Origin of the sequence: Stappia albiluteola (genome assembly GCF_014050225.1) — a bacterium.
In the GTDB taxonomy this organism is placed as follows: Bacteria; Pseudomonadota; Alphaproteobacteria; order Rhizobiales; family Stappiaceae; genus Hongsoonwoonella; species Hongsoonwoonella albiluteola.
This window is the reverse complement of the sequence record NZ_JACFXV010000053.1, coordinates 68,810-83,400: the sequence shown is the minus strand read 5'-3', so window position 1 is coordinate 83,400 and position 14,591 is coordinate 68,810. Positions and strand designations below refer to the sequence as shown.

At 61.7% G+C, this 14,591-nt stretch carries 13 protein-coding genes; 6 read left to right on the top strand and 7 right to left on the bottom strand.

Annotated elements, in window-relative coordinates:
- Nucleotides 1–10 precede the first annotated feature (10 nt).
- Nucleotides 11–1,645: a chaperonin GroEL gene (gene groL, locus H2509_RS10755; protein ID WP_182165077.1), complete on the top strand. Its 1,635-nt coding sequence runs from the start codon at nt 11–13 to the stop codon at nt 1,643–1,645.
- Between the two features lie 176 nt (nt 1,646–1,821).
- The gene (thrS, locus tag H2509_RS10750) at nt 1,822–3,759 is read left to right on the top strand and encodes a threonine--tRNA ligase (RefSeq protein WP_182165075.1); all 1,938 of its coding nucleotides are present in this window, start codon (nt 1,822–1,824) and stop codon (nt 3,757–3,759) included.
- 99 nt (nt 3,760–3,858) lie between these two features.
- Here the strand turns inward: thrS and H2509_RS10745 are convergent, their stop codons facing one another.
- A complete protein-coding gene (locus H2509_RS10745) occupies nt 3,859–4,947 on the bottom strand; it encodes a hypothetical protein (protein WP_182165073.1) in 1,089 nt (362 codons plus the stop codon).
- A gap of 262 nt (nt 4,948–5,209) precedes the next feature.
- Here H2509_RS10745 and H2509_RS10740 point away from each other — a divergent pair, with 262 nt between their 5' ends.
- Complete coding sequence (locus H2509_RS10740) at nt 5,210–5,794, top strand: nitroreductase family protein (protein ID WP_209001907.1); 585 nt, start codon at nt 5,210–5,212, stop codon at nt 5,792–5,794.
- Between the two features lie 5 nt (nt 5,795–5,799).
- Complete coding sequence (locus H2509_RS10735; RefSeq protein WP_182165071.1) at nt 5,800–6,405, top strand: flavin reductase family protein; 606 nt, start codon at nt 5,800–5,802, stop codon at nt 6,403–6,405.
- 6 nt (nt 6,406–6,411) lie between these two features.
- Here the strand turns inward: H2509_RS10735 and H2509_RS10730 are convergent, their stop codons facing one another.
- Together H2509_RS10730 and H2509_RS10725 are read right to left on the bottom strand one after the other, a co-directional pair.
- Entirely contained in the window at nt 6,412–7,290 is an 879-nt protein-coding gene (locus tag H2509_RS10730) for an HpcH/HpaI aldolase/citrate lyase family protein (protein WP_182165069.1), read from the bottom strand.
- Nucleotides 7,291–7,293: 3 nt separating this feature from the next.
- The gene (locus H2509_RS10725) at nt 7,294–7,755 is read right to left on the bottom strand and encodes a MaoC family dehydratase (protein ID WP_182165067.1); all 462 of its coding nucleotides are present in this window, start codon (nt 7,753–7,755) and stop codon (nt 7,294–7,296) included.
- A 190-nt stretch (nt 7,756–7,945) separates the two neighbouring features.
- Here H2509_RS10725 and H2509_RS10720 point away from each other — a divergent pair, with 190 nt between their 5' ends.
- Nucleotides 7,946–9,079 carry a transglycosylase SLT domain-containing protein gene (locus tag H2509_RS10720; RefSeq protein WP_182165065.1) on the top strand — a complete coding sequence of 378 codons (1,134 nt, stop codon included), beginning with the start codon at nt 7,946–7,948 and terminating at the stop codon, nt 9,077–9,079.
- Nucleotides 9,080–9,483: 404 nt separating this feature from the next.
- Nucleotides 9,484–10,620 (top strand): DUF2336 domain-containing protein, encoded by a 1,137-nt coding sequence (locus H2509_RS10715; protein WP_182165063.1) that lies wholly within the window; start codon nt 9,484–9,486, stop codon nt 10,618–10,620.
- A 16-nt stretch (nt 10,621–10,636) separates the two neighbouring features.
- Here the strand turns inward: H2509_RS10715 and H2509_RS10710 are convergent, their stop codons facing one another.
- The 4 genes from H2509_RS10710 to H2509_RS10695 form a co-directional block, all read right to left on the bottom strand.
- Nucleotides 10,637–11,158: an Hpt domain-containing protein gene (locus H2509_RS10710; RefSeq protein ID WP_182165061.1), complete on the bottom strand. Its 522-nt coding sequence runs from the start codon at nt 11,156–11,158 to the stop codon at nt 10,637–10,639.
- On the bottom strand, nt 11,155–11,808 hold the full coding sequence (locus H2509_RS10705) for a response regulator (protein ID WP_328805052.1): 654 nt from the start codon (nt 11,806–11,808) through the stop codon (nt 11,155–11,157). Before H2509_RS10705 ends, H2509_RS10710 begins: the two co-directional genes overlap by 4 nt.
- 145 nt (nt 11,809–11,953) lie before the next feature.
- A complete protein-coding gene (locus H2509_RS10700) occupies nt 11,954–12,736 on the bottom strand; it encodes an NAD kinase (protein ID WP_182165057.1) in 783 nt (260 codons plus the stop codon).
- Between the two features lie 78 nt (nt 12,737–12,814).
- A complete protein-coding gene (locus tag H2509_RS10695; RefSeq protein ID WP_182165055.1) occupies nt 12,815–14,542 on the bottom strand; it encodes a SulP family inorganic anion transporter in 1,728 nt (575 codons plus the stop codon).
- Nucleotides 14,543–14,591 lie beyond the last annotated feature (49 nt).

Sequence of the window (14,591 nt, the reverse complement as noted above, 5' to 3'; positions counted from 1 at the left end):
GTGACGAAACATGGTTGCCAAGGACGTCAAATTTTCCACCGAAGCGCGCGAAAAAATGCTGAAGGGCGTCGACATCCTGGCCGATGCGGTCAAGGTGACGCTTGGCCCCAAAGGGCGAAACGTGGTGATCGACAAGGCTTTCGGCGCGCCGCGCATCACCAAGGATGGCGTTTCGGTCGCCAAGGAAATCGAGCTGCCGGACAAGTTCGAGAACATGGGCGCGCAGATGGTTCGCGAAGTCGCCTCGAAGACGAGCGACTTCGCCGGTGACGGTACAACGACCGCAACCGTTCTCGCCCAGGCGATCGTGAGAGAAGGCGCCAAGGCAGTTGCCGCCGGCATCAATCCGATGGACTTGAAGCGCGGGGTGGACCTTGCTGTCGAGGCCATTGTCGCAGACCTGAAAAAGAACGCCCGCAAGGTGACCGATAATTCCGAGATCGCCCAGGTCGGAACCATTTCGGCCAATGGCGATATCGAGATCGGCAGGATGATCGCCGAGGCCATGCAGAAGGTCGGCAACGAGGGGGTCATCACCGTCGAAGAGGCGAAATCGCTGACCACCGAACTCGACGTGGTGGAAGGCATGCAGTTCGATCGTGGCTACTTGTCTCCCTATTTCGTGACGAATACCGAGAAAATGCGCGCGGAGTTGGAAGACCCCTACATTCTCATTCAGGAGAAGAAGCTTTCGAACCTGCAGGCCATGCTGCCGATCCTGGAATCGGTCGTGCAGAGCGGAAAGCCGCTTCTGATCGTGGCGGAGGACGTCGAGGGCGAGGCGCTTGCAACGCTTGTGGTCAACAAGCTCCGCGGCGGCCTGAAGGTGGCTGCCGTCAAGGCGCCGGGCTTCGGCGATCGACGCAAGGCGATGCTGCAGGATATCGCGATCCTGACCGGCGGGACGGCCATATCCGAAGATCTTGGTATCAAGCTCGAGAACGTCACGCTCGATATGCTCGGCCGTGCCAAGAAGGTGGTGATCGAAAAGGAAAGCACCACCATCGTGGACGGGGCGGGATCCAGGGAGGAGATCCAGGCGCGCGTCGCCCAGATCAAGGCGCAGGTCGAGGAGACCACCTCCGACTACGACCGCGAGAAATTGCAGGAGCGCCTTGCCAAGCTCGCCGGCGGTGTGGCCGTAATCCGTGTAGGCGGCGCGACAGAGATCGAGGTGAAGGAGAAGAAGGACCGCGTTGACGATGCGATGCATGCAACTCGCGCGGCGGTCGAAGAGGGCATTTTGCCGGGCGGTGGTGTGGCCTTGCTCCGCGCGCTCAAGGCGCTCGGCGCGGTGAAGCCCGCCAATGACGATCAGAAGACGGGTGTGGAGATCGTCCGCCGCGCGATCCAGGCGCCGGCAAGGCAGATCGCACTGAATGCCGGCGCCGATGGTTCAGTCATTGTCGGCAAGGTCCTGGAGCAGAAGGACTACGCGTCCGGATGGGATGCCCAGTCCGGTGAATACGGCGACATGTACAAGCTTGGCATCGTGGATCCGACCAAGGTCGTTCGTGCCGCGATCCAGGATGCGGCATCGGTCGCCGGCCTGCTTATCACCACGGAAGCCATGGTCGCCGAGAAGCCGAGGAAGGAAACCGCCCCGGCAATGCCGCCCGGCGGCATGGGCGGCATGGATTTCTGACAACAAGCCTTTCTGCAACGTCTAGGGGCGGCCCGAGGGCCGCCCTTTCCTGTCGCAGGCAAGGGAATTTGACGCACCGGGTAGACGATGCTGCCCGGATCGTTTATCGCTTTGCGCCGTTTACCGACCCATACCGCTTACCTGCCTCGTCTGCAGGAGTGAGCCGGAGAGACGACATGATCCGACTGACTTTCCCCGACAATTCCGTGCGCGAATTCAACCCCGGCATTTCTGGCCGGGAAATCGCCGAGGGCATTTCCAAATCGCTTGCCAAGAAGGCTGTGGCGATGGCGCTCGACGGCGAATTGCGCGATCTCGCAGATCCGATCGAGCAGGACGCTCGCCTGGAGATCGTGACGCGCGACGATCCGCGCGCGCTGGAACTCATTCGTCACGACGCCGCACATGTGATGGCTGAAGCCGTCCAGGAACTCTGGCCGGGCACCCAGGTCACCATCGGGCCGGTGATCGAGAACGGCTTCTATTACGATTTCAAGCGCAATGAACCCTTCACCACCGAAGACCTGCCGGTCATCGAGAAGAAGATGAAGGAAATCATCGCCCGCAATCAGCCCTTCACCAAGGAGATCTGGTCGCGCGACGAGGCCAAACGCTTCTTCCTGAACAAAGGCGAGACCTACAAGGTCGAACTGGTCGACGCGATCCCTGAAGACCAGACGATCAGGATCTACAAGCAGGGCGATTGGCTCGACCTGTGCCGCGGCCCGCATATGGCGTCCACGGGCCAGATCGGCCAGGCTTTCAAGCTGATGAAGGTGGCCGGCGCCTATTGGCGGGGTGACGCCAACAACGAGATGCTGACGCGAATCTACGGCACCGCCTGGGCGAACGAGACCGAACTCAATGCCTATCTTCACATGCTGGAGGAGGCGGAAAAGCGCGATCATCGCAAGCTTGGCCGGGAAATGGACCTTTTCCATTTTCAGGAAGAGGGGCCCGGCGTCGTCTTCTGGCATCCCAAGGGATGGACGCTGTTCCAGACGCTGGTCAGCTACATGCGTCGCCGGCTCGCGGCCGACTATGACGAGGTCAACGCTCCGCAGATCCTCGACAAGGCGCTCTGGGAGACGTCGGGTCACTGGGGCTGGTACCGGGAGAACATGTTCGTCACCGAGACGGAGGACGAGCGCGTTTTCGCGATCAAGCCGATGAACTGTCCGGGGCACGTGCAGATCTTTAAGCACGGATTGAAGAGCTATCGCGACCTGCCGCTTCGTCTTGCCGAATTCGGTGCAGTTTCCCGCTACGAACCTTCCGGCGCGCTGCATGGACTGATGCGCGTTCGCGCCTTCACGCAGGACGATGCCCACGTCTTTTGCACCGAGGATCAGCTTGCCGACGAGTGTCTGAAGATCAACGACCTGATCCTGTCGACCTATGCCGATTTCGGCTTCGACGAGATTGTTGTGAAACTGTCGACCCGGCCGGAAAAGCGCGTCGGCTCCGATGCATCCTGGGATCATGCCGAAGAGGTGATGTCCAGGGTGCTGAAGACGATCGAGGAACAGTCGGGCGGACGCATCAAGACTGGCATTCTGGAGGGCGAGGGCGCTTTCTACGGGCCGAAGTTCGAATACACGCTGCGCGATGCGATTGGTCGTGAGTGGCAGTGCGGCACGACCCAGGTCGACTTCAACCTGCCGGAACGCTTCGGTGCCTTCTATGTCGACAAGGACGGCGAGAAGAAGACGCCGGTGATGGTACACCGCGCGATCTGTGGCTCGATGGAGCGCTTCCTCGGCATCCTGATCGAGAACTATGCCGGGCATTTCCCGCTGTGGCTGGCGCCGCTCCAGGTTGTCGTTGCCACCATCACGTCGGAAGCGGACGACTATGCCCGCGAGGTCGTCGCCGCGCTGAAGAAGGCGGGCCTCAAGGCGGAGGCGGACCTCAGGAACGAGAAGATCAACTACAAGGTCCGCGAGCACTCGCTGACCAAGGTTCCGGTCATTCTTGTCTGCGGCAAGCGCGAGGCGGAAGAGCGTACGGTGAACATGCGCCGGCTGGGTTCACGCGACCAGCAGAGCTTCGGCCTGGATGAGGCCCTCGCTTCGCTGGTCAAGGAGGCAACGCCTCCCGATCTTGCCGAGTGAGTTAAAAGGACGAAAAGTTCCGAATCTAAAGCGGCGGGAAGGCTCAGCCTTCCCGCCGCTTTAGATTCTTACGGGACATTCCTTCCGAGTTTGCGTGGGTCACTCGGTTTCGGTCTGAACGACCGGCGTCCCGGAGGCATCGAATTGGCTGGTCAGCGTATTCGACGTCAGCACCTCGACTTCTCGGTCGCGGCCGGTCTCCACGGTGAAATTGCGGCTGTAATTTTGGCTATTGTTGCGGGCAACGACCTGATATTCGCCAGACGCGAGCACAAAGCTCGGGAATGCGCCGGTCGCCTCGACCACAACATCGCCGCCCGGGGTCAGCACCGACCAGGAGGTATTCGCAAGCGCTTCGCCGCCTTCTTCCTTCACCAGCTTCAAGGTCACCGCGGCCGCATTGTGATAGACCGTTGCATCCGTCAGCTTGCCGGGCTCGACGCGAATGTCGGCGCGAACCACCGCATTGACCGAGCCGTAGCGGCTCACGACATGATAGGTGTCGGCATTCAGGCGGATGATCGAGGCCGGCCGCACGTTGCTCGCAACTAGCTGGCGTTCGCCGCGGCTGTCGAACTCCGTCTCGTAGATGTCGAAAAGCACCTGGTTCGAACTGATGGGCGTACGGTCCGAAAAGAGCGCGTCGAGCTTTAGGCCTCCGGCGCTCAGAACGACGGTTCTGGATTCCACGCCGCGATGCAGCGTGATGCGGCTTGTCGTGCCGGCATGCCCGTAAGCGGTGTGGATCAGATAGGAGCCGGGATCGAGGTGGAATTCCGCGTCTCCGCCTGCGGCCGATGCCACGAGTTCCAGCTTTCCGTCCGCATTCGCGCTTTCGGAATAGACCCGCCATACAACGCCGTTGGACAGCGGCTCATCGTCCTCGGTGAGCTTGGCGACGAGGTAGAGCGCTCCGTCGTCGGAGAAGTTCGACAAGGCGGGATCAGGAAGCGTAGCCGGCGCATAAGGCGTGATCGAAGGGGCAAAACGCGGCGCCGGATGGGTTTCGAGAAGAGCGGGCAACCCTAACGTCGAAGGCGAATCGGGCGCTACTTCCGCCGCCGGATCGGGCTTCGGCAGGGGAACGACCGTTTCCTCGGCCGAGCTTGGAAAACCGGCGGCCGATATTGCCAGGACCAATGCGGCGCACGCGATCCATCGCTTCAAGCTTCCGGTCGTGGCCGCCATATATCAGCTCTCCTGCTTCCAGCGCGATGCATCTCCGGCACGCAAACAATCTGTGCCGCTTTTTGGGGCCAAAATTCGGGCGATTTCAAGTCCCATGCTGCCTCACCTGGCGTCATTCGGATTTTGTGGAGTAGGAGGCTCAACTTTCGCCGCTCCTGCGGGAAGGGTGTTGTTGACAGAGGGCCACAGTCGGTTACCTCTTTTGCGAACCTCAATTCGATCCGGACATTTTGGATGCCCGGCATTGTCCGACAGGATTTCCATGACGCAAGAACCAAACGACGCGCTTCGGCTGCTTTTGACCCGGCGCTCGCATGCCAGCAATACGATGGTCGAGCCGGCGCCCGACGATGCCGAATTGATGCAACTGCTGACGGCAGCCGCTCGCATTCCGGATCATGGCAAGCTTGCTCCCTGGCGTTTCATCGTCTTTCGCGGCGAGGCCCGGCTTGAAGCAGGACGCAGGCTTCTGGCAATCGCGGAAAGGAAGAACGGCACGCTCGACGAGGGACAGCGCAAGCAGGAGCTTGAGCGCCTTGCCAGGGCTCCCCTGGTTGTCGCAGTTGTCAGCCGCGCAGCCGAGCACCCCAAGATCCCGGTCTGGGAACAGCAACTTTCGGCTGGAGCCTGCTGCATGACGCTCCTCCATGCTGCCCATGCCTTGGGTTATGCCGCGCAGTGGCTCACCGAATGGGTCGCCTACGACGCAGAAGCCGGCCGGATCCTGGGCGTGAAGGACGGCGAGCAGATAGCGGGCTTCATTCACATCGGAACGCCGTCGCTCCCGCCGACCGAGCGGCCGCGTCCCGAACTCGACCAGATCGTCACTTACTGGCAAGGAGAATGAGCGCCGTGTTCTTTGAAACTGCAAAAAACAACCACGGCCTGCCGCATAATCCGTTCAAGGCGATCGTTGCCCCCCGTCCGATCGGCTGGATCGGTTCGCTGGATGCCGAGGGGCGGCCAAATCTTGCCCCATACAGCTTCTTCAATGCCGTCTGCGATACGCCACCGATCGTGCTGTTTTCTTCCACGGCGTGGAAGGACTCGGTCGCGAATATCGAGGCGACGGGCGACTTTACCTGCAGCCTCGCCACCTACGATATGAAGGATGCGATGAACCGCTCGTCGGGCGCCTTCGCGCATGGCGTGTCGGAGTTCGAGGAGGCGGGGCTTGCCGCCGCGCCCTCGCGTCTGGTCAAGGCGCCGCACGTTGCCGGCGCAAAGGCCGTGCTCGAATGCCGCCACCTGCAGACGATCCACCCCTCCACCCTCGAGGGCGGGGAGGCGGAATGTTGGATCGTAATTGGACAGGTCGTGGGCATCCATATCGCGGACGAGGCGATCGTGGACGGCCGGTTCGACATAACCAGGGTCAGAACGATCGCCCGTCTCGGCTACAAGGACTATGCCTCCGTGGACAGCGTCTTCCAGATGACGCGTCCTGGAGAGCGGTAGGCGAGCTTAAATCCCGGCCGCATCGGCGCGGGCGAGCAGCTTCTGCGCCCGTTTCAGATGCGGCCGGTCGAGCATTTCCCCATCCAGCCCGATAACGCCGGCATCGCCCGCCTCGGCAAAGGCCTCTACGACACGCCTTGCACGCGCCACGTCCGCCGGCACCGGTGTGAAGACCTCGTTGATGACGGGCACCTGCGCCGGATGGATCGCCATCTTGGCGGTGAAGCCGTCGCGCAGGGCTGCCAGTGCTTCCCGCCGCAGGCCTTCTTCGTCACGGAAGTTCGTGTAGACGGAATCGATGCCGGTCACCTCGGCAGCCGTTGCGCCCAGCAGGCAAAGCGCGCGAGCAAGCCGGTAGACGTCCGTGTAGCGGCCATCCTCGTCACGATTGGCCAGCGCACCGATATCGGCGGACAGGTCCTCCCCGCCCCAGGTCATGCCGGCAAGGCGTGCGCTCTTGCCCCGGTAGGTTCCCAGATTGAAGACGGACGCAGCGGTCTCCGTGGCAACCACAAGGATTTCCGTAATGCCGTCTTCAAGGCCATGCAGAGCCTCCAGCACCGCCAGTTTCGTCGAGAGATGCTCTACGTCGGCGCCGGATGTCGATTTCGGCAGCATGATACCGTCCGGCCGTGCGGGCATGATGGCGGCGAGATCGTCATCCGCAAGGCCGGTATCGAGCGCGTTGACGCGCACGAAAAGCTTCGGTCCCGTCCTTCGATCCACGGTCTCTCGCAGGAAGCCCGCCGTGCAGTCGCGGGCCTCCTGCTTGGCCGCCTGGGCGACGGAATCCTCGAGGTCGATCAGCAGGACATCGGCTCCGGACTGAAAACCCTTGGCCAGTTTCTTGGGGCTGTCGCCCGGAACGAAGAGCAGCGAGCGCATCTGTCAAACGCTCGCAGGCTTCTTGCGCATGAAGGCCTGGCGCCGGCAAATCGCGACGAGGTCGTCATGCTGGTTGAAGGCCTTGTGCTCGAATTCCACGATCCCCGCGTCGGGGCGCGATTTCGATTCCCGCTTGTCGACGACGAGCGTCGTGCAATGCACGCTGTCGCCCTGGAAGAGCGGTTTGGGAAAGCGGACATCGCTCATGCCGAGATTGGCGATCGTCGTGCCCACCGTTGTGTCATTGACCGAAATGCCGATCAGCAGGCCGAGCGTGAAGAGGCTGTTGACCAGCGGTTGGCCCCATTCCGTCTGGGTCTCGCAGAAATGCCTGTCTATATGCAGTGGCTGCGGGTTCAGCGTCATGTTCGAGAAGAGCATGTTGTCCATCTCCGTCACCGTCCGCGTCAGCGTATGGTGGAACACATGTCCAACCTCGAACTCCTCGAAATAAAGCCCTGGCATTTCGCTTCCCCAATTGTTTCGTTGATTCCATGCAAGTCTCGTGCGACTCACTTTACTGAATTACCCTGCGGAGATTGAAAAGAGGGCCGGAAGGTTAGGGGCGCAAATCGGCGTGCCGTTAACCGCTCGTTAACCAAAATGGGCGGATATTTACCATTCGGCAAGGCTCACGGTGTCAAGAGGCAGGGATATGAAGATCTCCGGATCTGCTTCCATCGCAAGCCGAATTGAACATGCCTTCCAGGCTGCCAGTTCCACCACCGGCGCTTCCTTCGACTACCTGTTGAAGACGGCGCAACGGGAATCGGCCCTCAATCCGCAGGCCAGGGCAAAAACCTCGAGCGCCTCGGGTCTTTTTCAGTTTATCGAAAGCACCTGGCTGGAGACGGTCAAGGAGAGCGGCCATAGGCACGGGCTTGGCGGTTATGCCGAGAAGATCGAGCGCACGCCTTCCGGACACTATCGCGTTTCTGACGCGGCGCTTCGCAAGGAGATCCTGGCGCTGCGCAAGGATCCCGAAATTTCCGCCCGCCTCGCCGGCGAGTTGACGCAGAAGAATGCAAACTACCTGCGTGACAAGCTTGGACGCGAGCCGAGCGATGGTGAGCTCTATATCGCCCACTTCCTTGGAGCGGGTGGGGCGAACAAGCTGATAGGTCTTGCGGAAAGCAAGCCCGACGTTGCGGCGAGCGATGTTTTCGCCAAGCAGGCGAATGCCAATCGGAGAATATTCTTCAATTCCGACGGTTCGGCCAAAACTGTCGGGGAAGTCTATGCCAATTTGATCCGGCAACACGCTCCGTCGGCTGGAGAAACCCTGGTGGCAGGAACGGCAGGGCAGAACGTGCCGGTGCCGACGGCTGCGCCACGCACTGTCCTGGCATTTGCGCCGCAGTCACAAGACGCAGGGGGCGCGCCGCCGCAGGGCGGGTCTTCGGACGCTGTGCCCTTGACCGGTTCGGACCCGGCCAGCCGGGTGCTTGCGGCATGGTCGGCCGCCTCGGAGCCTGCCTCGCCCTTCCATGCCTTGTTCCGTGATGGCAATGGTGCGCCTTCGGCTGAATTCTCCGCGACTTTTCTGTCGTCCTTCGCCATCCAGAATGAAGCGGACGAGGCCGCGCTGGATGGACTGATCAAGCCCGTTGCCGCTCCGGCGGAAATCGGTTCCTTGACAGGAAAAGCGAATGGCGAGGCGCAGAGCGAGTCTTCTGTGAGCCTCAACGCAGGCGGAATTTCCGGCGACAAGACATCACCGCTGAACCTGCTCGCCTTCCTCACCTATCGGCCGCATAAGGAGCCGAAGGACGTGCTGCCCCCCGTCTAGGGATTGTCCCGCTCAAATCGAACCGGTGTGAGCGGCAAGTATGTGCTGCAGGCTGGGCGTGGTTTCATCCTGGCGGGCCGTTGCCGGCTCGAGGATGAATCGGTTCCAGCATAAGTCTCACCAGGTCAGCTCGATATACCCTGCCGGCGGGCAGTATATTCGGCATGCTTCTCCTCGTAAAAATTGACCAAACGGAAATTATGGTAAACGACTCGTTAAGTATTCATGCGTCATGATTGAGTCATGAAAAACGGGGCGGTTGGGTGCGACCGGCACTTGTTTTGTAGTCTGTCTGCCTTCCAAGCCTCAAATTGATCACGTGCATGATTTTGGGTCGCAGCCATCCAAAAATCATGGATCAGCTTCTGGCTTGCAGCCGGTCGGCGGACCGGGGCAGGGGTGCCATGATCGTACAGGCCTTTCTCCGCTGGGTGCAGACTGCTCCCGACCATCGCCGGGCAGAGGCGACCAACGCATTGGCGCGTGCCTGGCTCTATTCAGAGATGGGAGAGGCGGATCGCGAGGCTGCGGAAGCCGCCATGACGATCCAGCTCGATGATCCGTCCCCCTATGTCCGCAGCGCCCTTGCCTATGCCCTGGCGAGGAGCGATCAGGCGCCGAGGCACATCATCCTGGCGCTTGTCGAGGATATTCCCGAGATTGCAGCAATCGTTCTGGAGGCGTCGCCGATCCTGCTCGACGCCGAGCTGGTGGATTTCGCCGCATCGTTCGATGGGCCGCAACAGGTTGCGATTGCCAAAAGAGCGGAAGTGTCGCCCGCCGTTGCGGCAGCAATCGCGGAAGTCGGCTCGCTGGAATCCTGTCTCGCGCTCATCAGGAACGAAGCTGCAGAGATTGCTCATTTCAGCATGGCGCGGATGATCGAGCGCCATGGCGAGACGGCTACCCTTCGCAATGCCTTGATGGGCCGCGCGGATACACCGCTCAACATTCGCCAAATGCTGGTCAAGCAGCTCGGCGACATGCTCGCCGCCCATCCTCTGGTGCGCCAGGGTCTGCGCGGTCAGCGTGCCGAGCAGGTCGTGGTGGAGGCTCGCGAGCGGGCGACATTGGCGCTCGCCGCTGACGCCACCCTGCAGGAGGCCGAGGCACTGGTCGAGCACCTGCGTGTTTCGGAGCAACTGACTGCGGCCCTCCTCCTGCGTGCCGTTTGTTCCGGTAATATCCGCTTGTTCGAGGCGGCCCTCGCACGCCTGGCGCACATGCCGCTTGCTCGCGTCTATGATGTCGTGGCCCATGGCCGGCCGAGCGCCGTCAGGGCGCTTGTTGCAAAGGCCGGCCTGCCGCCACGCACTCATCGGGCCTTCGTCATCGCGGTGGAGGTCTGGCGGGAGCTTGAGGTGGACGCCGTACCGGGCGATCCGGTGACCGCGCGCCGGATGGTGGAGCGGATCCTCACCCGGTATCAGGATTTCGGGCAGGATGAGCTCGACGATCTCCTGGCGCTGCTGCGCCGCTTCGCGACCGAAACCGCCCGGGACGCAGCCCGCGCCTTTGTCGGGCGTTCCCTTGCGGCCTGAACCTGGTCCCGACCTGTTATCGTCTGGAAATGAAATCGTCCGTGACGTCGGCAAGTCGCGTCACGAGTGCCTTGGCCACTTCGTTATCTGCGTCCTTCGCGCCTTCGGCAACCATGGCGCGCACGGCATCGATATGCTGCTCGACGAGTACGCGGGGGATGTCCGCTGCCGGGCTCACGTGTTCGAACAGGTAGCACAGATTGCCGGCGACGGCGCCGGCCAGCGGATAGCCGAGCGTTCCAGCCTGGCCCTTGATGTCATGAGCCGCGCGGAACAGCGTCGTCTTGCCTTCTTCCGTCAGCGGACCTTCGGGAAGTGCCGCCCAGGCATCAAGCAACGTGCCGACTTCAAGGCCCATCCATGCGTCGAATTCGCCGGACAGGCGCTGGAGAGCGGCTTCCGCCGCCTGGACCGGATCAAACCGGGCAGCATCCTTTCCCTCCAGAATCTTGACCTTGGAGCGCAGGTCCTGAGGTGGCTTCACCACCTCATAATCCTTCCGCTCTTTCGCGGGTTCTTTTGGCGTCTCGCGCGTCATTCCGCATTCCCCTTTCGGGAGGACGAGGAGCCGGAATCGGCCCCGGCTGTCCGAGCGACCATTGATGATATTACCGAATCGGCTTTTCGCTCGCTGGGCGCAGCCTGCGTGACTTCGTCCGACGGGTCCAGATCATATTTGTCGTCGCTTTTGCCGCCGCGCCTTTCCGCTCCCGTGTAGTGGGGGTTCTGGAATCGCCGGCGGTCCGGCCCGAAAAATCCTCGCGTGCGAACGAAATTTCTCTGGTTGAGAATGCAATTAACGATGCGGAGATAGATCCCTTTCGCCGATACGGGCTTGCAAAGGATTTCCGTTACACCGCAATCACGTGCGGCAAGGACATGCCGTTTTTCGGAGAAAGCTGTCACGGCGATGATCGGAACGAAGCAGCTTGGCTCCGGCCCGTTGCGGATCAGCCGCGTCAGTTCCGCGCCATTCATGATCGGCATCTGCCAGTCGACCAGCATGATGTCGGGTGCTTGTCTTTTGAAAGCTTCGTAGGCGTCGATGCCGTCTTCCGCCATTGCGATACTCCGCAGCCCGAGGCCCGAAAGCAGCGTGAAAAGCAGTTTACGCATATGGGGATTGTCTTCCGCGACCAATACACGCAAGCCCGTGAATTCCAGCTTTGGCAAGGCCGTCTCGTGCACAGCTCACTTATCGCGTTGGATGGGGGCGAGTCTTGAAACCACAATATGACGTTACGGATATTACAAATCGGTTATCGGGATAATTGCCGGTAATACTACCTATCCGAAAGAGGGCGCAGTCGGCGTTTCTTGGCCAGGCAGGGCCTCAGTAGCGGAACATCTCGCTGAGGATGCGTTCGTCCCAGCCGTGGTCCGCGTCGAAGACGATCAGACTGCTTGACCTGGCGTCTTCCAGTACCTTGACGCTTGCCACATTGCGGATCTCGGTATGGTCTGCGACCGCGGCGACAGGGCGCTTCTCCGGTTCAAGCACATCGATCTGTACCTCGACGTGATTGGGCAGCAGTGCGCCGCGCCAGCGGCGCGGGCGGAAGGCGCTGATCGGGGTGAGCGCCAGAAGCTGGGCATGGATCGGCAGGATCGGCCCGTGCGCCGAAAGATTGTAAGCGGTGCTGCCCGCCGGCGTTGCGATCAAGACCCCGTCGCAGATCAGTTCCTCCATCCGCACGCGCCCGTCGACGGAGACCTTGAGCTTTGCGGCCTGGTAGGTCTGGCGTAGCAACGACACTTCATTGATGGCGAGCGCGGCATGGACCATGCCTTCCACGTCTGTCGCTTCCATGACGAGAGGATGGATCTCCGTCGCGACGGCGCTGCGGATACGCTCCAGCAAGCCGCTTTCGTCGTATTCGTTCATCAGGAAGCCGACGGAGCCGCGATTCATGCCGTAGATCGGCTTGCCCGTGTTCATGAAGCGGTGCAGCGTCTGCAGCATCAGCCCGTCGCCGCCAAGCGCGACAATGGCTTCCGCCGACTTCAGGTCGCAGGCGCCGTAGCGCGCCTCAAGCGCGTCCCGCGCCACTTTCGCCTCGTCGGTATGGCTGGCGATAAAGGCGATCTTCTCGACATGATCGAGGCTCTTGTGCATCACGGTCCTCCCTCTATGGGGCTAGCATGGAGCCCACCAAAAGGGAATTGTCCTTGATGCACTGGCGCTTGCCATCCATCAGCCTGCTTCGCCGCCCTCCCGTCGCCGGACGATAGCAACGGCCTTGTCGATCGATGGCAGGAAGCGGACCTGCGGCGGGCGAACGCCATGCAGGTGCAACTCATGGCGGATATGCGGTTGGGCGCCGGTCACAAACAATCTGACGCCGCGCGCCGCCGCTTTCCGTGCCGCTCCAGCCACCGTGTTTGCGGCAGTGGAGTCGAGGAACGGCACAGAGCGGAAGTCGAGGACGAATGCCTTGTGCTGGTCGGCGATGCGGTCGAGAATTGAGCCGACCGTCGAGGCCGCGCCGAAGAAGACCGGCCCGGAAATGCGGTAGACAACGAGATCCGGATCGGCCGCCAGCGCCGGATCGTAGGGTTTCCTCTGGCCATTGGTCGTGTCCGCCACGTCTTCGGGCACGAAATCCATGTGATGTTCAATCGCGATCGTTTTGGCGAGCCGGTCGATGAAGAGCACGCTACCCAGCAGGAAACCGACCACGATCGCTTCGGTGAGGTCCGCGAAGACCGTCAGCGTTAGCGTTACGATGAGCACGAGAGCGTCGCCGCGTTCGCCGCCAAGCAAAGCGCGGATCGCATGTTTCTCGATCATGTTCCAGGCAACGAGCGCCAGAACGCCAGCAAGCGCGGCCAGCGGCACGTAACTCAGCAGCGGGGCGGCAGCCAGGATGAACAAAAGCAGGAAAGCGGCATGCATCATGCCGGCAACCGGCGTCCGTCCGCCTGCGCGAACGTTGGTCGCGGTCCGCGCGATGGTGCCTGTAACGCATATCCCCCCAAAGAGCGCGGAAGCGATATTCGCGACGCCCTGACCCACCAATTCGCTGTTGGAGCGGTGCCGCCGGCCCGTCATGCCATCGGCAACGACGGCTGAAAGCAGCGACTCGATTGCTCCAAGCAGGGTGAAGGCGATGGCGTCGGGCAGGACGGCATGCAGCCGCTCCAGGGAGATTTCAGGCAAGCTTGGCACCGGCAGCCCGCTCGGGATGCCGCCGAACCGCGTTCCTATCGTTTCAAGCGGCAATCCGAATATGGCGGCTGCGACGGAAAGCGCGGCGACGGCGATCAGCATGCCGGGCCAGTTGGGTCTCAGGCGTTTCAGGCCGAGAATGATGACGATCGTCGATGCCGCCACCACGACCGATGCGGCATTCACGCTGGGCAGCGCGTCGACGAGGACCGGGATTTTCTCGAGGATCGGGCCGGGTTCGGGTGTGGCAAGCGTCAGCCCGAACAATTCCTTCACCTGGCTGGCGAAGATGATGATGGCGATGCCCGCGGTGAAGCCCACCGTCACGGGATAGGGGATGAACTTGATGTAGGTGCCGAGCCTGAGAAAGCCGATCACGAGCAGGAAGATGCCGGACATCATGGTCGCCAGCACGAGGCCCTCGATGCCGTGGCGCTGGACTGTAGCGGCGACAAGCACGATGAAGGCGCCGGCCGGCCCGCCGATCTGGAAGCGGCTGCCGCCCAGGGCGGAAACGAAGAAACCTCCGACTATTGCGGTGATCAGCCCCCGGTCCGGCGATACGCCGGAGGCAATCGCAATCGCCATGGAAAGCGGTAGGGCAACGATGGCGACCGTCAGGCCGGCGATGGCATCCGCCCGGAAGTCCCCTAAACGGTAGCCCCTTGCCAGCGTGGTGATCAGCTTTGGAGTGAAGAGTTCACGGAAACCGGGCTCGTGCGAATGGCCCCTGTTGGCGCTCGATGCGTCCATGCCTGCTGCCTGCTCATCTGAGGGCGGCGGTGGTCGTCGGCAGATCTGT